The organism is Xenorhabdus entomophaga (assembly GCF_037996725.1).
In the GTDB taxonomy this organism is placed as follows: Bacteria; Pseudomonadota; Gammaproteobacteria; order Enterobacterales; family Enterobacteriaceae; genus Xenorhabdus; species Xenorhabdus khoisanae.
This window is the reverse complement of record NZ_JBBMXH010000005.1, coordinates 1-22,560: the sequence shown is the minus strand read 5'-3', so window position 1 is coordinate 22,560 and position 22,560 is coordinate 1. Positions and strand designations below refer to the sequence as shown.

The 22,560-nt window shown below is 45.7% G+C and carries 13 protein-coding genes; 9 read left to right on the top strand and 4 right to left on the bottom strand.

The genetic code is table 11. The annotated features are described in order from the left end of the window. Complete coding sequence (locus tag AAC854_RS01765) at nucleotides 1-12,312, bottom strand: amino acid adenylation domain-containing protein (RefSeq protein ID WP_340615633.1); 12,312 nt, start codon at nucleotides 12,310-12,312, stop codon at nucleotides 1-3. 949 nt (nucleotides 12,313-13,261) lie between these two features. Between AAC854_RS01765 and AAC854_RS01760 the strand changes: the two genes are divergently transcribed. The 4 genes from AAC854_RS01760 to AAC854_RS01745 all read left to right on the top strand — a co-directional run bounded on the left by AAC854_RS01760 (nucleotide 13,262) and on the right by AAC854_RS01745 (nucleotide 16,283). Next, a complete protein-coding gene (locus AAC854_RS01760) occupies nucleotides 13,262-13,417 on the top strand; it encodes a DUF333 domain-containing protein (RefSeq protein ID WP_340615632.1) in 156 nt (51 codons plus the stop codon). Nucleotides 13,418-13,752: 335 nt separating this feature from the next. Then, on the top strand, nucleotides 13,753-14,472 hold the full coding sequence (locus tag AAC854_RS01755; protein WP_340615631.1) for a tyrosine-type DNA invertase: 720 nt from the start codon (nucleotides 13,753-13,755) through the stop codon (nucleotides 14,470-14,472). A 303-nt stretch (nucleotides 14,473-14,775) separates the two neighbouring features. Beyond that, on the top strand, nucleotides 14,776-15,762 hold the full coding sequence (locus AAC854_RS01750) for an inverse autotransporter beta domain-containing protein (protein WP_340615630.1): 987 nt from the start codon (nucleotides 14,776-14,778) through the stop codon (nucleotides 15,760-15,762). A gap of 20 nt (nucleotides 15,763-15,782) precedes the next feature. After that, nucleotides 15,783-16,283: an adhesion domain-containing protein gene (locus AAC854_RS01745; RefSeq protein ID WP_340615629.1), complete on the top strand. Its 501-nt coding sequence runs from the start codon at nucleotides 15,783-15,785 to the stop codon at nucleotides 16,281-16,283. Between the two features lie 49 nt (nucleotides 16,284-16,332). On the opposite strand, the gene AAC854_RS01740 is transcribed toward AAC854_RS01745, so the two are convergent. The 3 genes from AAC854_RS01740 to nhaB form a co-directional block, all read right to left on the bottom strand. Then, nucleotides 16,333-17,094, bottom strand: a complete 762-nt coding sequence (locus tag AAC854_RS01740) for an IS5 family transposase (protein WP_340615628.1) — start codon at nucleotides 17,092-17,094, stop codon at nucleotides 16,333-16,335. Nucleotides 17,095-17,270: 176 nt separating this feature from the next. After that, nucleotides 17,271-17,789 carry a disulfide bond formation protein DsbB gene (gene dsbB, locus AAC854_RS01735; protein ID WP_340615627.1) on the bottom strand — a complete coding sequence of 173 codons (519 nt, stop codon included), beginning with the start codon at nucleotides 17,787-17,789 and terminating at the stop codon, nucleotides 17,271-17,273. A 172-nt stretch (nucleotides 17,790-17,961) separates the two neighbouring features. Next, nucleotides 17,962-19,506: a sodium/proton antiporter NhaB gene (nhaB, locus tag AAC854_RS01730; protein ID WP_340615626.1), complete on the bottom strand. Its 1,545-nt coding sequence runs from the start codon at nucleotides 19,504-19,506 to the stop codon at nucleotides 17,962-17,964. Nucleotides 19,507-19,770: 264 nt separating this feature from the next. On the opposite strand from nhaB, the gene fadR reads away from it, so the two are divergent. The 5 genes from fadR to AAC854_RS01705 all read left to right on the top strand — a co-directional run bounded on the left by fadR (nucleotide 19,771) and on the right by AAC854_RS01705 (nucleotide 22,286). Continuing rightward, nucleotides 19,771-20,493: a fatty acid metabolism transcriptional regulator FadR gene (gene fadR, locus AAC854_RS01725; protein ID WP_340615625.1), complete on the top strand. Its 723-nt coding sequence runs from the start codon at nucleotides 19,771-19,773 to the stop codon at nucleotides 20,491-20,493. 350 nt (nucleotides 20,494-20,843) lie between these two features. Further along, nucleotides 20,844-21,203, top strand: coding sequence for an NAD-binding protein (locus AAC854_RS01720; protein WP_340615624.1), 360 nt, complete (start codon nucleotides 20,844-20,846; stop codon nucleotides 21,201-21,203). A gap of 6 nt (nucleotides 21,204-21,209) precedes the next feature. Beyond that, entirely contained in the window at nucleotides 21,210-21,383 is a 174-nt protein-coding gene (locus AAC854_RS01715; protein WP_340615623.1) for a hypothetical protein, read from the top strand. Next, nucleotides 21,355-21,669 (top strand): helix-turn-helix domain-containing protein, encoded by a 315-nt coding sequence (locus tag AAC854_RS01710; RefSeq protein WP_340615622.1) that lies wholly within the window; start codon nucleotides 21,355-21,357, stop codon nucleotides 21,667-21,669. Before AAC854_RS01715 ends, AAC854_RS01710 begins: the two co-directional genes overlap by 29 nt. Before the next feature lie 179 nt (nucleotides 21,670-21,848). Next, nucleotides 21,849-22,286 carry a GNAT family N-acetyltransferase gene (locus AAC854_RS01705; protein ID WP_340615621.1) on the top strand — a complete coding sequence of 146 codons (438 nt, stop codon included), beginning with the start codon at nucleotides 21,849-21,851 and terminating at the stop codon, nucleotides 22,284-22,286. Nucleotides 22,287-22,560 lie beyond the last annotated feature (274 nt).

Sequence of the window (22,560 nt, the reverse complement as noted above, 5' to 3'; positions counted from 1 at the left end):
TTACACGTCCAAAATTGTTTTCTTTTGTGGGTGGAGGTGCGAATTTTCATTATTCACATGACCAAAACGATGAGTGAGCTGGTTTAGCTGCTCCATCGAAACGCCCTTGATACCGTAATCACTGGAGGTTTTTATTCCTCCTGCCTGAGCCTGTTTCTGACCCGTCGCGGTGATGTTATTGAGCGCTTGTTCAAATGCCTTGATAAACACCGTTGTCTGGGATGGGGGCAGACGGGAATCCACACTAAATTGCAGTTTTCCTGCCAGAACTGCGCCGTTGATGCCCAACAGTAAATGGCTGTCGTTTTCGCTGGCGATCATATCCCCGCAACCATCGCTGGTTATGAGCCAGTCTTGATGGCTGGCTCCTCCTAATTGTCCGAGGTAGTTGAAACTGATGGTCGGCAAATCGCCTGTCAGATATCCCGCCTGATGTAATGCGCCGTAGCCAATGCCTTTGTTTGGTATGCCACGAAGCATCTCTTTGGTGTGAATAATGGTTTCTGCAATCTCAGCCTGCATTTCCAGACGAACGGGGTACATGGTTGTAAACCAACCAACGGTTTCGGAAAGATCCAATGTGTTATCAATGGATTCCCGCCCATGACCTTCCAGAAGAATGTAGTTTACATCTCGTGAGAAAGTTTCCTGCAAGGCCAGTGTCAGTGCGCCCAGCAGTAAGTCGTTAATTTCAGTGTGGTAACCGGTGTTGGCTTCGTGTAGCAGGATGTTCGTCATCTCAGCAGAAATGCTTAACCCGTGCTGGGTGATGCTGTCCAGCGCTGGTTTGAGGTTGTTTCCTGCTGCCGTTTGTTGTGCCATCATCCGCTGCCAGTAGGGCACTTCATCTTGGTGTTGCTCTGCATAATGATGGACAGCGGTCACCCATTGCCGGTAACTGCTGGTCTTCGCTGGCAAAGCCATGCCCTGCAATAACAGACGTATATCTTCAGTAATAATGCGCCACGACACGGCATCAATAATCAGGTGGTGGAATGCGAAGAATAACCGGGTACTGCCATCAGCGTATCCGGTCAGGTGAGCAGCCTGCCATAATGGCCCGTGATGGTAATCAAACCCACTTTGCCATTGGGTCAATTGTTGATGTAATTCAGCTTCTGAGAACTTACTGACATCACAGTGCAGTAATGCCGGCAGACAGGGCGCTGTTTTCGCAGAGTAACACTGGCGGTAGCCATTTTCAGTATGTGCAAAACGGGTACGCAACATATCATGCCGCTCAGTCAGGCTTATTAAAGCTTGCTCAATATCCGCCTGTTTGATGCCTCCGGGAAGCCGGAGCATAAATGCCTGATTCCAATGGTGCGGATTCGATAAGCTCCAGTCGAAGAAAGTTTGCTGGATAGGCAATAAACCAAATTCCCCGCTTAATAATCCCTGTTCTGCAATGACTTTTGCTGTAGATGATGATAATGCCAGCAGTTGGGCTAACCGGGCCACCGTGGGTGCCTCAAAAATCGATTTAACCTGAAGGGAAAAGCCAGCCTGACGCAGTTTGGAAACCAGCTGGATACTGACAATCGAATCACCCCCAATGCGGAAAAAGTTATCCTCAATGCCAATGTGTTCCAGCCCCAATACCGCCTGCCAAATGGCACATAGCTGGGTTTCCAGTTCATTGCGGGGTGCAACATAGTTGTCCCTGTTTCCCCAGATTGGCTCTGGCAGGGCGTGGCGATCCACTTTGCCGTTCCGGGTCAGGGGAATGGATTCAATGCGGGTAAAGCTGGCAGGTAGCATATATTCCGGCAGGCGGGAGGAGAGATATCTGATCAGGGTGTCATCAGCCAGTGCACTCTCTGTGACCAGATATGCGACCAGTACTTTATTCCCGTTATGCTCATGGATAATCACCACCGCTTGTTTGACTTGTGGATGGGAAGCAAGGGCATTTTCGATTTCCCCCAGCTCAATGCGGAAACCGCGCAGCTTGACCTGAAAATCATTGCGGCCAAGGTATTCGATATTTCCGTCCGGCAGCCAACGACCGAGATCACCGGTCTTGTACATGCGGGCATCCGGTTCCGGAAAGAAGGGATCTGGCAGGAAACGCTCTGCTGTCAGTTCAGGGCGGTTCAGATAGCCACGGGCGACACCCGTTCCGCCGATATGAATTTCACCGATTGCACCCACCGGAACAAGCTGCCCATGAGGATCAAGCAAATAAATCCGGGTATTACCGATGGGGCGGCCAATCGGGATTGACTGGCCCATATCGACAAGGGAAGTAATAGCATAAGTGGTGGCAAAGGTTGTCGTTTCTGTCGGGCCATAGCCGTTAATCAGATGTACAGGCGAAGTTTCTGCCAGTTGCACTTGCCTTATCTTCTGTGGATTGAGTACATCCCCGCCGACAAGCAGGTAGCGCAGTTGCCCGAACACCGGGAGAAGCGTATCAAGGTACTCGTTAAACAAACCAACGGTTAACCATAACGCGGTGACTTTTCCCTCGATTAAGGTGTGACGGAAGCGTACCGGTTCGAGTAACACTGACGATGGAACAATATACAGGCATCCGCCGTTGAGCAGGGCAGACCAAATCTCCCATGTGGCGGCATCGAATGAGGTATTGGCACAATGGGCGATGCAGTCATCGGGACCAATGTCGGCAAAGCCACTATTGATAATCAGGCGCAGTACATTGCGGTGCTCGACCATCACCCCCTTGGGCAGTCCGGTAGAACCAGAGGTGTAGATCACATAGGCCAGATGGCGTGATGTCAGCCCCAGAGCCTGTGTATCCGGATTAATGTCCGGCAGGGTTTTATTATCGAATACAGTTTCAAAGAGTGGGGCCTGATTATCGAGCAACACGGTGTTATCGATCAAAGTCATGGGGATGTCACTGGTCAGTTTCTCGGCCTGTGCTGTCTGAGTCAGTAAAACCACCGGCCTGGAATCTTCCAGCATATAGGCCAGCCTTTCAGCCGGATAAGTCGGATCGAGCGGCACATAAGCCCCGCCCGCCTTGAGGATAGCGAGCAATCCCACCACCATGTCCGGACTGCGCTCAAGACAAAGAGCGACCAAATCATCCGGACGCACCCCTAACGCAATGAGATGATGCGCCAGACGGTTAGCACGCCGGTTGAGTTCGCCATAGCTCATTCTTTGATCTTCAAATATGACGGCGGTGGCATCGGGGTTTTGGGCTGCCTGAGCTTCAAACAACTGTTGCAGGGTTTTGTCCTGCGGATAGGGAACATCGGTCTGGTTCCAGGTGTGCAGCAGGGTATGACGGTCTTGTGCAGGCAGGATATCAAGCTCAGACAGAGATTGTTTCTGGTTTGCCACCAATGCGGCCAGCACCCGTTGGTAGATACCCACCAACCGCACGATGGTTTCCTCGTCAAACAGGCTGACCGCGTAATTCAGACAACCCGTAATATCGGTTTGTCTGTCTGACAAAAACAGGCTCAGGTCAAACTTGGCGGGACTATCTAGAGAGTCGTCCAGTACAACCGGATTAAACGGCAGGGGGGTTTCGTTTGGCAGGCTCTCACCAAAACTTTGCAAGCTGAACATCACCTGAAAAATCGGGTGGCGAGAGGTGTCACGTTCAATTCCCAGTGTTTCAACCAGATGTTCAAACGGCATATCCTGAAAGTTCTTGGCTTCGGTCACCAACTTATGAGTCTGTTTAATCAGGCTTTCCACACTGGCAGTTTGTTGAAGCTGTGTTCTTAAGGCCAGTGAGTTGACGAACATACCAATCAGGGACTGAGTTTGAGCATGGTGTCGGTTATCGGTAGGAGTACCCAGTACGATATCATCCTGTCCGGATAATTTTGCCAGCGTGACATAAAAGCCACTGAGCAGCACAGTATATAAGGTGGTTTCCTGAGTTTTAGCCAATGTTCTTAGCTGCTCGGACAGCGTTGTATCCAGCGTAAAGTTGAAATCCCGTCCTTGATAATTCACCTGAGCGGGTCTGGGGTGGTCTGTCGGTAAAGCCAGTGGTTCATAGCCGGACAGGGTTTGCTGCCAGTAAGTAAGCTGGCGTTCACGCACTTCACCCTGTAAATATTCCCGTTGCCATGCGGCGTAGTCGCCATAGGTGATATCCAGAGGCGCCAGTTGGCTGTCACGGCCTTCTGACAAGGAATGGTAAATCTCTGCCAGTTCATCCAGAAAAATATCAATGGACCAGCCATCAATGGCGATGTGGTGCCACAACATTAACAGGTAATGTTTATCGCTCACTTGCTTATTGATCAAATGATAGTGACACAAACGCAGGCTCGGTTCGGTAGCCAGATCAAAGGGGGTGGCTATTTCAGCGTGAACCATGCTCAGAAGCGTGCCGGTATCTCCACAGGATTGTGACTTGATAATTAAATTATCGCCCGACATTTGTTGGTAAATCTGTCCCTTATCATTATTGGGATAGATCATCTTCATCACGGAATGGCGTTCAACCAGCCGGTTAATGGCGGTTTCTAACAAGGGCAGACAGGCATCGTTATCCAGCTCAACCAGATAAGGGATGTGGTAGGCGTTAGTGCCTTGTTCAAACTGCTCGATAAATAACATCCGCTCCTGAGCAAACGATAAAGGGTAATGTTCTAATGCAAGGTGAGGGATGATCGTATGGGGCTGCTGTCCTGAGTGAGTGACCAAGCCAGCGATGGTTTTCAGCTCAAACAATTGCGCCAGTGATACTTCCATTGTCAGGGTTCGGCGAATAGCTGCCGTGAGCTTAATTGCCGTGAGGGAGTTACCGCCAATGCGGAAGAAGTTATCTTCAATGCCAACACGTTCTAAATCTAATACTTCCTGCCAAATGGTACATAGCTGGGTTTCCAGTACATTACGGGGAGCGACATAATTGCCCCGATTTTCCTGTGTCGGTTCCGGTAAGGCGCGGCGATCTAACTTGCCGTTCAGGGTCAGCGGCACGGACGCAATGCGGGTAAAACTGGCAGGCAGCATATATTCCGGCAAACGGTCGAAGAGGTAATTAATCAGGGTTTCATCAGACAGGGCTTCCTCTGCCACCAGATAGGCGGCCAGTACTTTATTCCCTTGGTGTTCGCGGTCAATCACCACGGCCTGTTTCACCTGCGGATGAGCAGCGAGGGCGTTTTCGATTTCTCCCAGTTCAATGCGGTAACCGCGGATTTTGACCTGAAAGTCATTGCGTCCCAGATATTCTAGATTGCCGTCCGGTAGCAAGCGCACTAAATCGCCGGTTTTGTACAGGCGGGTATAGCCTCTGGCTTTGTCTTCTGTGGTGGCAAAGGGATTCTCCACAAAACGCTCTGCGGTCAGTTCAGGCCGGTTTAAATATCCCCGTGCCAGTCCTGCTCCACCGATGTACAGTTCTCCGGGTGCCCCGATTGGAGACAGGTTACCGTGTTTATCAAGGACATACAGATGGGTGTTATTAATAGCCCGGCCAATATTCGTTGCGATGTCCCCGTTTTGGTATTCTTTCACGGTTGTACAGACAGTCACTTCTGTTGGGCCATAAGCATTTAACATACAAGCGTTTTTACTGAAATGCTCAAGGAAGTCTAATGTGGGCGATTCTCCCCCCGTAACTAATCTTTGTAAGGAGGGTAAGTCCGCACCGTTTAATAATTTCAGTATCACGGGCGGTAAGATGGCTATTTCAATGCCTTCCCGCTGAATGAGTTTTTCAACCGCAGGGGCATTGCGTTCTGTTTCACTGCAAATGTAAATGGTAAGACCGTTAAATAAACTGAAAAACAGTTCAAAAACAGAGCCATCAAAGACATAAGCGGCAAACATTAATGCTTTTTTTCTCTTTGTGACATTAAGAATTTTGGTTTGTGCCTCAGCTAAATGAGCAACATTTTTATGCTCAATCATGACGCCTTTTGGCTGACCGGTGGTGCCGGAGGTGTAGATGATATAGGCCAAATCGGTCGGTTTGTTGATCGGTGCCGGGTTTTCCACGGGCCGGCCAGCGGTGACTGTCGGGTCATCTGTGGCTATCAGTGCCGGCTGTTCAGCAAATATTTGGGTATAGGCAGCCAGTGCAGCCAAATGATGTTGCTGAGTCAATACGTACGAGGTCTGGGTATCTTGCAGAATAAAATTGACGCGTTCCGCAGGGTATTCCGGTGAAATGGGCACATAAGCACCCCCCGCTTTCAGCACTGCCAACATACTGATCACCATTTCCAGACTGCGGTCGAGATAGAGGGCGATCAGTGTACCGGCTGGCATCGGTGCATTTTTTTGTTGCTGGTAATGTTCGCGGAGGGTACTTGCCAGCCGGTTCGCACGTTCGTTGAGCTGGCGGTAGGTTAGCGTTTCCCCCTCAAACACCAGCGCCTCATCGTTTGGCGTGATTTCCACCTGAGCTTCAAACAACTGTTGCAGGGTTTTATCCTGCGGGTAGGGGGCATCAGTTTGGTTCCAGGTATGCAGCAGGGTATGACGCTCTTCCTCACTGAGGAACATTATTGATGTATGCGGCTGGTGTGGCTCACAGGCCACGGCGTGCAGAATGCGCTCAAGCTGACCAAGCAAACGTTGCGCCTGTTTATCTGCCAGCCAGTCTTCACCATAACCTAATTTTATGACTAAACTGTCATCTTGCTCATAGCCCATTAATGACAACGGATAATCCACTTTTTCGATGGCCTGGCGGAACTTCTGGGTATTCTCAATCCCTTTCTCGTTTTCGCTCACTACAGGAACCGGGTAGTTTTCAAAGACGAACAGGCTATGGAATAACCGTTCTCCATCCGGCTGCAAGCTGGCGAGTGATACGGCACTGTGGCTGTTGAGTGCGGCGATATCTTTCTGTATGTTTTGTAAAACCGCAGTGATACTGTCCGACTGAGTCCACTGCACCATCAACGGCAAGGTATTAATATACAAACCAACACTGGACTCAATGCCATCCACCGGTACATCACGGCCTGAAACGGTGGTGCCTACGATGGTCTGTTCATCCCCGGTGTAACTGTGCAGTAATTTATGCCAGGCAAATTGCAGGACTACACTGAGCGTAATGCCCTGCATCCGACACATGCTCTTTAGTTGCCCATAAAAATCTTCCTGTACAGTGAGCATCTGTTCGGCTGGTTTTTCGACGGTTTTAATCTGTGTCAAATCAGCGTGATGACTTAACAGAGCGGACAAATCATTAGTTTCCCGGAAATGCGTTTTACGCTCAGTCCAATAGGCTTCAGATTCAGCCTGATGCGCCAGATAGTATTGCTGGGTTGCCAGATAAGCCTGTTCCACGACGATCTGAGGATTTTTTCCTTGTACCAGAGCGTTGTAATACTCATGTACCGCTTGTAATAAAACAGGGCCGCTCCAGCCGTCGATAATCGAGTGGTGTTGCGTGATCAGTATTGTTACCAACTGTTCATGTTGTTTGATGAACGTAAAGCGGGTTAAGCCGGGCTTATTTAAATCAAAAGGCAGGGTACGGTCATGCTGTTGGATCGCTTCAATCGTCCGATCCTTCTCTTCTTCTGGTAATTGACTGATATCCCTGATGGTGAAATCAGCCGGGCCAAGGCTTGGACCCTCAGTCACAATCTGCAAAATTTCCCCTTCCCAATCAAATGCGGTTCTGAGGATAGGGAAGCGCAGTGAAGCCAGCGTCCAGGCTTGTTGATAGGCGGCAAGATCGATATTGGTGTGATAATCCAATAATAGTTGCACACGATAGGCATCATCCCGTGGTTGAGCCAGATGATGATAAATGAGTCCTTGCTGCAAACTGGTGGCAGGGTACAGGGTTTCCACCTGATAGCTTTGCTGCAGATGTTTTAGGCGTTCAATTGAAACGGCTTTAAATTCATAATCACTGGGTGTTTTTATTCCGCCCGATTGAGCCTGTTTCTGTCCGGCAGTGATGACATGATTGAGGGCTTGCTCAAAAGCGGTGATAAACATTTGCGTCTGGTCTGATGGCAAACGGGACACTACGCTGAATTGCAGTCTTCCCGCCTGAACAGCACCATTGATATCCAGCAGTAAATGACTGCCGTTCTCGCTGGCGATCATCGAGCCACAGCTATCGTCGGTCAGCGCCCAATCCTGATGATTGGCTTGTCCCGTCTCACCGCCCAATTTGCCGAGGAATTGACCGAGATAGTTAAAGCTGATGGCTGGTAAATCACCGGTCAGGTATCCCGCCTGATGTAAAGCACCGTAGCCAATACCCCTATTGGGGATAGCACGAAGCATCTCTTTGGTGTGAATAATAGTTTCTGCAATATCATCCTGCATGGTCAGACGAACAGGGTACACGGTCGTAAACCAACCGACGGTTTCTGAAACATCCAGCGTATTGTCAATGGCTTCCCGTCCATGCCCTTCAAGAATGATGGTGTTCACCGGCTGGGCGAAGGTTGTCTGCAAGGCCAGTGTGAGGGCGCTGAGCAATAGGTCATTGATTTCAGTGTGGTAACCTGAGTTGGCTTCACGCAGCAGGGTACTGGTCAGTTCGGATGATATGCTCAGCCGTTGCGAGTTGATTTCTCCCATCGCCGGATAGCTTTCTTTCCCTGCCATGACACCCTGCCAGTAAGGCACTTCGTCTTGATGCTGTACGGCATAGCGCTGGACAGCAGTGACCCATTGCCGGTAACTGCTGGTTTTCGCTGGCAGCGTTATGCCTTGCAGTAGCAGGCGCATATCTTCAGCGATAATTCGCCACGATACGGCATCAATAATCAGGTGGTGAAAGGCGAAAAATAACCGGGCACTGCCGTCGGCATAGCCGGTCAGGTGGGCGGCCTGCCATAACGGCCCCTCATAATAATCAAAACCACTCTGCCATTGGGTCAGTTGCTGGTGTCGCTCAGCGTCATCCAGCTCACTCACATCACAATGCAGTAATTCAGGCAGCCAGAAGGGCATTCCTGCGTGATAGTACTGACGATGGCCCTGTGCTGTGTCGATAAAACGGGCACGTAACATATCATGTCGCTCGGCCAGCGCTATCAGAGCCTGTGCAATGTATTCGTGCTGGATATTTCCGGGAAGCCGGAATATAAATGCCTGATTCCAATGGTGTGGATATGGCAGATTTTGATTGAAGAAATCTTGCTGGATAGGTAATAAACCAAATTCCCCGCTTAATAACCCCTGCTCAGCAATCACGGCAACTGTGGGTGTTGTTTGTGTCAGTAGTTGCGCCAGACGCGATACCGTTGGTGCTTCAAAAATCGATTTGACCTGAAGAGAGAAGCCTGCCTGCCGCAGTTTGGAAACCAACCGGATACTGACAATAGAATCGCCACCGATACGGAAGAAGTTGTCCTCAATGCCAATCCGTTCTAATCCCAAAACATCTTGCCAGAGTGCGCACAATTGGGTTTCCAACTCAGTACGCGGTGCTATATAACGATCCCGGTTTTCCCATACCGGCGCTGGCAAAGCATGACGGTCGAGTTTGCCATTGGTGGTCAGGGGGATGGCGTCAATGCGGGTAAAGCTGGCGGGGATCATATATTCCGGCAGAAGGGTGGAGAGATATTCCAGCAGAGTGTCATTGGTCAGCGTTTCGTCGGTCACCAGATAAGCGGCCAGTGCTTTATGGCCCGCATGCTCCTGGTCAATCACCACGGCCTGTTTCACCTGTGGGTGGGAGGATAAAGCTGTTTCAATTTCACCCAACTCAATGCGGTAACCGCGGATTTTGACCTGAAAATCATTGCGCCCCAGATATTCGAGGTTGCCATCCGGCAGCCAGCGTACCAAATCGCCGGTTTTGTACAGACGGGTATAACCGTTAGCCTTATCTTCAGCGCTGGCAAACGGGTTTTCGACAAAACGCTCGGCAGTCAGTTCCGGACGATTCCGATATCCCCGTGCCAGTCCGGCACCACCGATATACAACTCTCCGGGCGCACCAATAGGAGATAGTTTGCCATTATGATTAAGGACATACAGATGGGTGTTATGATGTGCCCTGCCAATCGGGACATGGCCACTAAATTCATCAGTGACATCAAAGTGAGTGATATCATTTGTCGTTTCAGTCGGGCCATAGAGGTTGATTAAAATACTCGAACCCTTATTTATGGCTCTGAATGCGCTGACATGGGACATCGTCAACGCCTCTCCGCCACATAGCACATAATGGATAGTGTCAGGCAATTGCTGGCCTAAATCCCGTATTGTCTGGCAAAAAGCACCTAACATGGATGGGACAAACTGCACAACTGTCACGCCGGTTTTCTGTATCAGTTGATGCAGGACTTCGGGTTGTTTATGAACATCCGGTGAGGGCATCACGATACTGGCACCAAACCAGTTAGCTGCAATCAGCTCCCAGACTGAGGCATCAAAGGTATAAGGGATTTGTTGCAGAACTTTATCCGATGCGCTTAAGGGATATTGAGCCTGCATCCAACACAGGTGATTGATGACGTTCTGATGGGTCAGCTCAACACCTTTCGGCTGACCGGTCGTTCCGGAAGTGTAGATAATGTATGCCAGATCCGTACTTTTGTTCACCGGCACTAAGTTTTCCGCTGGTTGGTCTTTGGTAATTGTACCGTTATCTGCGGCTATCAGAGTGGGTTGAATGGGTAAGGTATGTGCACATTTCTCCAGTGTCGTCAGGTATCGCTGTTGGGTTATCACACACGGGATTCCGGTATCTTCCAGAATAAACTGAACTCGCTCCGGTGGATATTCGGGGGAAATAGGCACATAGGCACCGCCGGCTTTCAGCACTGCCAGAATACTGATCACCATCTCCAGACTGCGATCGAGGTAGAGAGCTATTGGTGTATCTGCCTGCATTGGCGCATTATGTTGCTGCTGGTAACATTCGCGTATCACAACCGCAAGTTGATTTGCCTGTTCGTTGAGCTGACGGTAGGTCAGGGTTTCCTCTTCGAATATCAACGCCACATTATCGGGTGTTGCTGCTGCCTGAACCTCAAACTGTTGTTGCAGGATCATCTCTTGCGGGTAGGGAGTGTTGGTCTGGTTCCAGCAGTGCAATAGGGTATGGCGCTCTTGTTCTAATAAAACAGGTAATTCACTGACTAATGAAGAAGGTGAGTCGAGCAACGCAGTCAATAAGTTCTGCAATCGTTCAAATATTTTTTTTATATCCTGAGGACTAAAATATTCCTGCAAATAATCTATCGTTATTGTTATTTCCTGATTATGCCCAAAATCTTTTAATCGAAAAACGATAGGATCAATATTAGAGAACCCGTCTATAACATGATGTTGTGCTTGGCTGATTTCAGATGTTGACCCTGAAAGCCTTTCATAGAATATAAATATATTGGGTAAAGCAACTCCATGATGATTAGCCATTCTGACCAAATGAGAACGAGGGAATTGACCGTGGTGATAACTCTCTTTCAGCGCTGATTCTGTTAGTTTAATCTGCTCAATTACACTGATTTCGTCTGAAACATGGCAATGTACGGGATATATATTTGCCAGCATTCCCACGGTATTTTTCTCTGATTTCGACTTTCTTCCATGAGTGATGGTATTAAATGTTAATTCCTGTTGCCCTGTCAGTTCTGACATCATAATGATGACCAGACTGGAGAAGACAGCGAGAAGGTTCGTTTTATTTTCTTCACAAAAAGCGCGCAAGTCAGCTTTAATTGACAGTGGCAATACCAACTCATCGCTACCAGAACCCTTATTTTGATAATAAGGCGTTAATTGATGGATGTCATTTTTTACTAAAAAATCATACCAGTAGCTTTTATCTTCTTCGTAATGGGAAGAATTCAGGTATTCTTTCGCTTTCTCTATTACATCTAAATATTGTGGAATTTCTGATAACCAGGCTGTTGATGTTCCATTTTTCAGGCATGAATACAACTTAAAAACATATTCATGAAGTCGCAATAAACCGGTTCCATCAATTATAATATGGTGGAATTTATTGAAAAAACAAAATCTTTCGCTAGTAATGCGAATTAATGAAGTCTGATACAAGATCTCATTTGGGAAGTTTATGGGCTGGCTTACCTGTTGTTGCATCCAATGCCTGGCTTTTTCTTCAGGATCAGGCAGCGTTGAAAAATCATGGAATATGATTGACTCTGGATTACTCTGATTTTCAAGATATTGCGTTGCTTCATTATCCGAATTAATCGAGAAACGTAATCTTAGTGTATCAATATGTTGGTGCAGTAATTGCCAGGCTTGTTGCAAGATGACGATATCAATCTCACCTTCCATCAAGGTATACCAGCCTATATTGTGTAATGGAGTGTTTTCATAAAGGGTTTGCTCGTAAAACACATCTTCTTGAGCGGGGTGAAGGTCATATAAGTTCGAATTTAGCGAACCTTCAGTTGTTTTCATAATAAATTATACGAATGCATTCCGCTTGCAAGTTATTTGTAATTTATGATACAAATTGATAAATTTCAGTGCTTGACTAACCTTAATTTAATTATGCTTTTAGCATTATTCACTATGGTATCATTACAGCCAATCTCGCAATCTTTCAACATTCTTCCTTATGCAAAATAGTTAATGTTTGTTTTTCAGTCAATGGTTGGGCAATGGTTAAAATTTTATTTCTGATTATTTCAAGTATACATCCTTGTCACCCACCCTGTTTCACCAAAATTCTTTTTATTTTCTATAGAAATCATTGTCTGCCACTCATTATTATTACATGGTCATAATTATTTTCGCTGTAATAGTGATTGTCATTTGGATTGAAGTCTATATTATTTTTTATTTAATATGGTTAATTTTTTTAATGGCTTATGAATCTCAATACGATACAATTTATATTGTTTATGGTTTTGAATTGATATTGAACTTTTCATCATTTTGTTTTTATTGAAATAAATAACTTTCTATTCTTTTTATCCTTTTTTATATTGAAATAAATGGCTATTATAAGTAATTTTACCATTGGGTTATTAATTCATTTTAAATATACTTTTTATCAATCATGTGAAGTATTTTGATTAAATCTGTTGTGAAGGAGGTATTGTTTGTGATAGAGAAGTGATGTTGCTTTTCGTTAAAGCGTTACATTCTTAATTGTGGTGAATTTACCCGCAGTTATTGGCATTTTGCTGATTATTGCCGGCGTTTTAATCATTGCGGCAACTTGAAAGGCGACGGGTATAGATTAACTCGATAATCCAAAGGGGGAAATATGCTTTTAAGGCGGAGAGTTATTTTGTGTAATTTGTTGTTGGTTGGAGGCATATTGGCTGGTTGCAGTGGGCATCAAACAAGTGCTTCATTAAATCGGTACAAACATTATCAATATTCTGATCTGGGGATTCATTTGAGCAAAGATGCAAGTGAAACTTGCACTGACGCAGGCGGGATTCAGACACTGACTAATCAATTGAATGGTCAGAAAGTTCCTGTGTGCCAACTGGCAAATGGCCGTCGCTGTAATGAGCAGGCTTTGCTGGATGGCGGATGTGCGTCAATTTGATTCTTTATGACAGAAATATGTCACTGCCTGCATAAACATATTTCTGTCAACTTTTAATCCGCATAATATTTCATTCTTATAATGTTTTTTCTTAGTAAAAAGGAAAAACATTATCCAGCCTGTAAAAATATTTATTTTTTCTCTAGATAATTGACACGATACAGCTATAGAAATTATTGGTTAAAATGACAATTGTTTTTATCGTCATAAATCTTATTTACAGAAAAATTATCAGATTATTCTGTGGTTGACGTTGCAGTCTGAAAATAATGAGCAAGAATAATTAAGGTATTCCTTATAACTTCTTTTCAATTAATTATCTGGAGATAAAAAATATGCTAAAGCGTAAATATCTGACTCAGTCTGAAATTGAGGTATTGCTCACTGCGTTGGATAAATATTCTCACGCAACACGTAATATTTGCATGATATTTATGGGATTTATTCATGGTTTCCGGGTATCTGAATTATTGAATTTGCGAATTTCTGATGTTGATTTGGAAGGAAAAAGTTTGCGGGTACAACGATTAAAAAATGGTTTTTCTACTATTCACCCAATAGTATCCCGTGAAATTCAATTGATACGTCTCTGGTTAGCTGAACGTTCGAAGTATTTGCCGAAGAAATCCGCATTATTAGACGGGCAGGCAATCGATAGTAAAGAACCCGATTGGTTATTTTTATCTCGTAGTGGTCAACGTATGTCACGCCAGCAGGTTTATAAAATTCTTCGGCAAACCAGCCAAAAGGCAAAATTGTCGATTTGCGCGAATCCGCACATGTTGAGGCATGCTTGTGGTTATGCGTTGGCAGACAATGGGGTAGATACACGCTTGATTCAGGACTATTTAGGTCACCGGAATATTCGTCATACCGTCCGCTACACCGCGAGTAATGCGGGAAGATTTGAGACAATATGGGATGGTAAAGGAAAACGAAAAAAGTTAACAATTAATACCAAACTGTCAAGTCACCTAAAACAGCTATTTTTAAACGTAGTTCATTTTCTTATTATCTGCAAAACTCCAAATAACATATTGATATTAAAATATTAATAAATTATTGGTTTTTGATTAATCCCATTTCTATAGCCAGAAAATTTTTTTCCTCTTCTCCTATACAATTTTCCAATCTTGTGCATCACTCAAATTCGAAAGATTCATTTGCTTAAATGTCTGTTTAAGTTGGTTTAATTGACTAATTTTTATTATTTTTCGGATGAAAAATCCTTAGTTAACAGTTTGGTACGAATTGTCAATTCGCCGAGGGGATAGTCACACCGCTCCGGGATGAGTCAATCGCACCGGCGCTTGACGGCGTCTGGTGGGGATAAATGTTGATTCGGAAGGTTGATAAATATGCTAAAGAAACAAGACAGGCAGTGGACAGAAAAACAACGCTACCGGCTGAAACAGGTAGCATGGGTGAATATCGCTGCCCAGATTTTATTCCCCGTGGCGGGGGCATTTTCTCCCGCCGTGGCGACCGCCAGAACCGGCGATGAAATTGATGTGCCTTCATCCCAGTCCCGTCAGCGACTGGCAGATAGCCTGAGACAAGCCGACAGCCATGACGCGCCCTCTGCCAATGCCGGGGACAACACCGAGCGCTGGCTGGCAGGTGCGGCCTCCCGTGCCGCTGGCCTGCTGAAAAGCGGCAATCTTGTGGACAGCACCAAGAGCCAGTTACGCGGCATGGCGGTCAGCGAGGCCAACCAGACGGTGCAGAACTGGCTGCAACGGTACGGCACCGTCAAATTACAGGCCAATGTGGATGACCGCGGGCGGCTGGATGGCAGCCAGTTTGATATGCTGCTGCCGCTGTATGACACCGAAAAACGGATGACCTTTACCCAGTTCGGCTTGCGTCACATCGACAGCCGCACCACCGCCAACTGGGTGCTGGGGCAACGCCATTTTCTTGATGGTGGCATGTTTGGCTATAACGCTTTTCTTGACCACGACATCACCCGTGACCACACTCGCTTCGGGGTGGGTGCCGAATATGCCCGTGATTTTATGAAGTTCGGAGCGAACGGCTATTTCCGTGCCAGCGGCTGGAAAGACGGCAAGAAACTGCAAGATTATGATGAGCGTCAGGCCAACGGATTTGACCTGCGCGGCGAAGGGTACATGCCTGCCTACCCGCAACTGGGGGGCAAGCTAATCTATGAGCAGTACTTTGGGGATGAAGTCGGCTTGCTGAGTGAAACACGCCGGCAGAAAAACCCGGCGGCCTTTACGCTGGGGGTTAACTATACCCCCATCCCGCTGGTGACCCTGGGGCTTGACCGCCGGCAAAGTGCCTCTGGCGGAGGGGAAATGGTGATCTCGTTATCAAGTTGACCGACCCTAATGGAAAAGGGGTGAAAACGACTTTGAAAGCGACTGCGGAGGGGGCCAGTGGTGCTCTTCCAGAAAAAGATAAGGATGTTACCTTTACGGTGATTACCAGCCCTGATGTGTCTGTGGCTAATTATTGGGGGCATATGGAGAATACAATATCAGCAGGTGGAATGACTTTTCATCGCCCTACATTGTTAACAGAAACCAAGGGAGATCCGAAAGATGGGGGAGGAAGTGATCCATTGGATCGTAATGAACTATGGGCATATTTTAAGTCTGCAAATATAGAAGCATATTGCAAGAGTACGAGGAGTCTGAAACTTGCAAGTCTGAATGATGTCAAGAGTGTACTACTTAAAAAGTATAATTATGTGATCCATCAAAAATATGGTTGGCCTATTAATGATGATTATTATGTTTCGGATGTTAATTCTAGTCAGGAGAGAGCTTCAATATATCTTAATAAAGATAAAGTTCGTTGGGGATCAAATCAACTTTTATTTGTAAGTTGTCACAATTAAAAAATAAGTTTTATTTTCCTAGGGCCTGTTGATGTTTTATGTTCATCATTTATTCCGCCCACATGGGTAGCCAGACAATGATAAACGCCAGCGCTAACATACTGGCGTAATTTCGTTCTAATTTATCGTATCTTGTGGCTATTGCACGAAAATGCTTGATTCTTGCAAACGCATTTTCCACTAAATGACGGTAACGATATAAACAGTTATCAATCTTCTTCTCCGATTTGCGGCTGTTTTTCCTGTAGGGAATGACCGGCGTCCCGCCTGCTTGTTTGACGACTTCCCTGAAGGCTTCGCTATCGTAACCCTTATCTGCAATCACAAAATCTGTGACCGGGGATTGCGCGACGAGACTTTCAGCATGAACGATGTCATGGGTTTGGCCCCCTGACAGCTCGAAATGCACAGGAAAACCATAACTGTCTACGGCTAAATGGATTTTGGTTGAGAGCCCGCCACGACTTTTGCCGATGGCTTCATCTTCCTCTGAGGAGGCCCCCGCACTATGCTGATGTGCACGGACAATACTGCCATCAATAAACAACCATTCGGTATCCGTGTCTTCAGACAACATTTTGAATAATGAACCAAAAATAGCTTTTTTTGACCAGGCATTAAAACGTCGAAATACCGTGTTCCATTTTCCAAATTCATCCGGTAAGTCACGCCATGGAATCCCCGTTCTCATGCGGTAAAGAATGCCTTCGAAAGTGAGGCGATGTTCTTCTTTGTTGTAGACAAGTCCATTTTGTTGCATGAATAAAAATAGCTTATTCCACAAAGGAGCGGGTAACATCGTTCTCGGCATGGTGTTCTCAAGGTAACGGTTTTTTGGCGAAAACAAGGATACCAGATCATCATGCCGTTCAAATTCCCTTCACAAAACGTCAACAGCCCCTAATTTAATACTTAAATAAAATCATCATGAAAACCAAAACTGCCCCTAACGTTATCTCCACCAACACCAAGGGGCAGTTTTTATTCTCAGTACCTATTCCGAACCCGAAAAACCTGACTCACCAGCACCAATACACCCACCACCAAATAAGCGGCAAAAATGCCAATCATCCATTGCGGCATATCCAGCGTTAACAATTCCCACTGTTTTACCGAGCAATCCCCATAAGCCTGAAACACCGAAGGCAGCCACTCATGCAACGGTAACCAGGACGGGAAGCTGACAAAGAAATCGCAGGTATTAAAGGGAGAAGGGTGTAACTGCATCATGGTGTGATCCCATGCCAGCTGCAAACCTTGCCATGCGCTGTAAACCCATAGCAGGATTGCCAGCCAGCGCAAAGGGGTTTTAGGCGCAATGACACCAAGCAGTGCAGCACCCAAAATGCCGAACAGGGCGACACGCTCGTAAATACACATTACACAGGGCTGTAATTGCCTAATATGCTGAAAATAGAGTGCGGTTGCTTCTAAGATAAGAGCTGTCAGCGCCATTAATAACCATGTGCCTCGCCCTTGGGAACTCTGTTTTAAAAACTGGAACATTTTTGTTCTTCCCATGTATGAAATAATTGGCTTATTGTGCCGTTTCATCCGCCATAAAAAAATAAAATTAAAGTCAACTACGCTATTTTTTCAGGAAGAGCGTTAATAAAAAACCGGATAGTGTGGTTTTACACACTATCCGGCAGGATACAACAGTCAATTCTGTTAACAGTTATAGCGGGGCAATCAAACCCAGTTTGGTGAGATATTCAGTGGCAGGAACCAACCAGAACTCAACGCTCAACAAACCGACTAATGTCATCACAATAGTATAAGGCAGTGCCATCATCACCATGCGGCCATAAGAGAGACGAATCAGCGGAGACAGGGCGGAAGTCAGTAAGAACAGAAAAGCCGCCTGTCCATTTGGCGTTGCCACAGAAGGTAAGTTAGTTCCCGTATTGATGGCAACCGCTAAATATTCATACTGTTGTTGTGAAATCAGGCCGTTGTTCAGGGCGGTCAGGGCTTCACTAATATACACCGTACCAACGAAGACGTTATCCGAAACAGCAGAAAGCAAGCCGTTGAACAAATAGAACAAGGAAAGCTGCGAAGCCGGCGAAGACTGCAAGACAAATTGGATGAATGGCGTGAACAGTTGTTGGTCAACAATCACGGCAACCACAGAGAAGAATACCGTTAGCAATGCAGTAAACGGCAGGGCTTCTTCGAATGCTTTACCCAAGGCGTGTTCTTCAGTGATACCGCAGAACGCCGTCGTGAGAATAATCACTGACAGGCCAATCAAACCCACTTCGGCTAAGTGGAAAGCCAATGCTACAATCAGCCAAATACCAATTAACACCTGCACGGCGAGCTGGGCTTTTTCCTGACGGGTACGCTTTTCCCCGGCTTTTTGGTCATAATCTTCCAGAACAGAACGAACACGCTCAGGCAGTTCAGCCCCGTAACCGAACAGTTTAAAATGTTCAACCAGCAAACAGACCAGCAAACCGCAAACAAATACAGGAATAGTGACAGGTGACATACGAATAAAGAAGGTGACAAAATCCCAGCCAACGTGCTTGGCAATAATCAGGTTTTGTGGCTCACCAACCATAGTCATTACGCCCCCCAGAGCAGTACCAATACCCGCGTGCATCATCAGGCTGCGCAGAAAGGCACGAAACTGTTCCAGTGTCTGCTTTTTATCTTCGCTATCAATGAACTTATCGTCATTGAGTTCAGAACTGCCATTTTGGGAAAGGAATTGGTGGTAGATGGCGTAAAACCCGACTGAAACGCTGATCACAACGGCAATGACAGTCAGGGCATCAAGAAAGGCAGATAAAAAAGCACTTGCCAGACAAAACGCCAGTGCCAGCATTTTCTTGGAGCGGATGTTTAATAACAGCTTTGTGAAAACAAACAGCAAGAGCTGTTTCATGAAATAAATACCTGCAACCATGAAAATCAAGAGTAAAATGACTTCCAGATTGTTGCTGATTTCATGGCCTATCTGTTTTGGCGAAGTCATTCCGATGATGACTGCTTCAATGGCAAGTAACCCGCCGGGTTGCAAAGGATAACATTTCAATGCCATTGCCAGAGTGAAGATAAACTCAACAACGAGCATCCAGCCAGCAATAAAGGGGCTGACAAAAAAATAAACCAGTGGATTGATGATAAGAAAAACAATGATAGCCAATTTGTACCAGTCCGGCGAATTGCCGAGAAAGTTTTTCACCACTGCACGTCGTATACTGATTTCCATTATTGTTAACATTCCTCTTTAGTGGATACGTGGAATAATTCTAAATTGCCAAATCTGGGCAATCCAAAACTAAACCATAGTACGCTCAACACGATAGCAATTTAAGGGTATCAGCGCATAATTAATCCGTGAATGATTGAGTTTTTTATGAGCCCTTTCACTCTTTCACGGTTTATTTACCAGGTAACTATGTCGGACAAACACATTCTGGTATGATCAACAGCTATTATTAGCCAAGAAAACTGCTTTGGAATAATTAAAATTATGGTAATTAAGGCTCAAAGTCCTGCGAGTTTCGCGGAAGAGTATATCATTGAAAGTATTTGGAATAATCGCTTTCCACCCGGTTCTATACTGCCGGCAGAACGTGAATTATCTGAATTGATCGGTGTCACCCGTACGACTTTGCGTGAAGTGTTGCAGCGCCTTGCCCGTGATGGCTGGTTGACTATTAAGCATGGAAAACCAACAAAGGTCAATAACTTCTGGGAAACATCCGGTCTTAATATTCTGGAAACCTTGGCGCGTCTTGATCATGATCGCGTTCCCCAGTTAATCGACAATTTATTGGCCGTGAGAACGAATATCGCCGCTATCTTTATTCGTACGGCGTTTAGGCATGACCCTGAAAAATCACTGGAAATTCTGGCAGAAAAAGAAAATGTGGAAGATACCGCCGAGTCTTTCAGTTCTGTGGATTATAATATTTTCCGTGGCTTGGCCTTTGCATCAGGCAACCCGATCTATGGTTTGATTATTAATGGGCTGAAAGGGTTATATACCCGTGTTGGTCGTTATTATTTCTCCAGCCCTGAAGCCCGTAAGCTGGCAATGAATTTCTACCAACAGTTAGGTTTACTGTGTCAGGAACAATCGTATGACAAGATCATGGATTGTGTGCGTAATTACGGTAAAGATAGCGGGATTATCTGGCATGGTATACAAGGCGCCATGATCAATGAGTTAACAGAATCACATTTCGGCTGATATACTTTTTATATTATTTTTTGACTTGTTGCGTTGTTGATGACGCTTGTTTGCCCCAGTTACATAGTCATGTTCTATAAAGTTCTCTATGTTTCTGGGGGTATTCCTTTATCCCATTCTGGCTCAAAATCAGGTAGCTGAGATAACCGCCAACAGATACCTGAGTTCACCTATTTTATCAGACGTGCCGAAAACGATCGTGTTTGATAGATGGATTCATTGCGTGTCGCGTTGTCGGCAATGATTTCACCATTATTCATTTGAGGCGTCAAAACATGGCTATTCAGTGAAAGGCTAATAAGAGCGCGCTAACAGCCAGCACCTACTCAAAAAAAGAATCCTAGTCATAGTTGCCATCATCAGGCTGGGCTTTTGCTTTAACACATGGGATAGCTGAAAGCTTATCTATTGCTGAGTCTCTGGGTGTTGATCCATCATTTGTCATCGATGTGGTCAAGGATGGACCAATGGATAGTCCATATTTCCAGCTTAAATCTGCGGCGATAATTGCTGGAAATTATGATCCCAGCTTTTCTTTGGATAATGCGGTTAAGGATGCTGAATTAATTGTCGATGCCTCTAAACGTGCCGGTGTAAAAGTGGATAGCGTTGAAGCTGGTCTTGAACGCTTTAAACGAGCACAACAAGCGGGTCATGGCAATAAAGATATGGCCGCCACTTACTTTGCAAGTCATTATGATTCTGTATAAGACACAATGCTGAGTCTGGCTGGATTCTCTTTTGGTGGAGCACCAACATTATTACAGACGGCGATTGCTGATACCGCTGGTGATGGTGCAGATGTTGCACAGTCGATGTTGGTGACAGGGTTTAATCTTGCCGTGGCTAGCGGGGGATTAATTGGAGGAGGATTATCTCATCGAAAATGATGATGAGAGCCCATTGATCGATATATTAGCCGCAAAAATAGCGGAGTATGAAAACAACAGCGAACACTTTGCTGAATTTAACAAAGCGGTTGAAGATATGCCTACTGGTGTAGCTGCTCTACGAGTGTTAATGGTTCAACATGGCCTGTCGTACTCAGATTTGCAAAACGAGATAGGCTCAAAATCACTTATTAGCCAAATTTTTTCTGGCAAACGCTCATTAACTATTGCACATATCAAAGCGCTTTCCGAACGTTTTGATGTTAAACCAGATATTTTTCTCTGAGAGAAATAGGCTGAATTTGGTCTGACCGCCTCATTCTTTTATAAACGAACCCAAAACGCCGATGTAGATCAGGTGATTGAATGTTTGAAGGTCTATTTGAAGAGATGATTATCGAAAACCGTCCGATTTGTGATCGGCGGTTTTCAAACCCTACATTATGTATCACTTAGGAGCGGTGTATGTTGATCACCTTAACTGACGTAGACAAAAACAATTATGACGCTGTCTGCGACCTATCAGTAACTAATGACCAACTTGACTATATTGCGGAAAATGCTTACTCCATTGCTCAATCCAAATTTTTCCCTTCATACCAAACGCGCGCAATTTGTCTGGATGGGAAGCCTGTTGGTTTTTTCATGTGGGTGCCTGATGATGACCAAAGAATAACAATTTGGCGCTTTATGGTGGATAAAAACCATCAAAATAAGGGCATTGGGCGTAAAGCATTATCGCTGGCAATTGATGAAATCAGGCGCACAGATCCGTTGAAAGCAATAGGAATCAGTTATAGTCCGGATAATCTCGTTGCGAAAAATCTTTATGCCAGTGTTGGTTTCGTTGATGTTGGCATGGATGAAGAAGTTGAAGAGATGCTAGCTGTTATCGGGGTTTGAAATCCAATATCAGGTTAGGCAGTAAAAACTGTCAGTCAACGCCGCGCAAAAGCGCGGCTATGCTCATACAACGGAGAAACTATAGCTAAGTTGATCGGATAAATGATCTGCATTGGTGTTATAATCGCTCATCCGATGACTTACCGCCTGTTCTTTTGAAATCGAAATCGAATATCACACTGTCTGAAGCTGAACGTATTACATTACAACAACTTGCCCTGAATCACAGACACCGGGACATCCGTACGCGAGGAACGGGTTTGCTCATGCTTGC

What these genes read in the sequence shown, in the direction of transcription:
- AAC854_RS01765 (WP_340615633.1), bottom strand. Translation starts at nt 12,312, where the DNA reads ATGAAAACAACTGAAGGTTCGCTAAATTCGAACTTATATGACCTTCAC.
- AAC854_RS01755 (WP_340615631.1), top strand. Translation starts at nt 13,753, where the DNA reads ATGCTAAAGCGTAAATATCTGACTCAGTCTGAAATTGAGGTATTGCTC.
- AAC854_RS01750 (WP_340615630.1), top strand. Translation starts at nt 14,776, where the DNA reads ATGCTAAAGAAACAAGACAGGCAGTGGACAGAAAAACAACGCTACCGG.
- AAC854_RS01740 (WP_340615628.1), bottom strand. Translation starts at nt 17,094, where the DNA reads ATGCCGAGAACGATGTTACCCGCTCCTTTGTGGAATAAGCTATTTTTA.
- dsbB (WP_340615627.1), bottom strand. Translation starts at nt 17,789, where the DNA reads ATGTTCCAGTTTTTAAAACAGAGTTCCCAAGGGCGAGGCACATGGTTA.
- nhaB (WP_340615626.1), bottom strand. Translation starts at nt 19,506, where the DNA reads ATGGAAATCAGTATACGACGTGCAGTGGTGAAAAACTTTCTCGGCAAT.
- fadR (WP_340615625.1), top strand. Translation starts at nt 19,771, where the DNA reads ATGGTAATTAAGGCTCAAAGTCCTGCGAGTTTCGCGGAAGAGTATATC.
- AAC854_RS01715 (WP_340615623.1), top strand. Translation starts at nt 21,210, where the DNA reads ATGCTGAGTCTGGCTGGATTCTCTTTTGGTGGAGCACCAACATTATTA.
- AAC854_RS01705 (WP_340615621.1), top strand. Translation starts at nt 21,849, where the DNA reads ATGTTGATCACCTTAACTGACGTAGACAAAAACAATTATGACGCTGTC.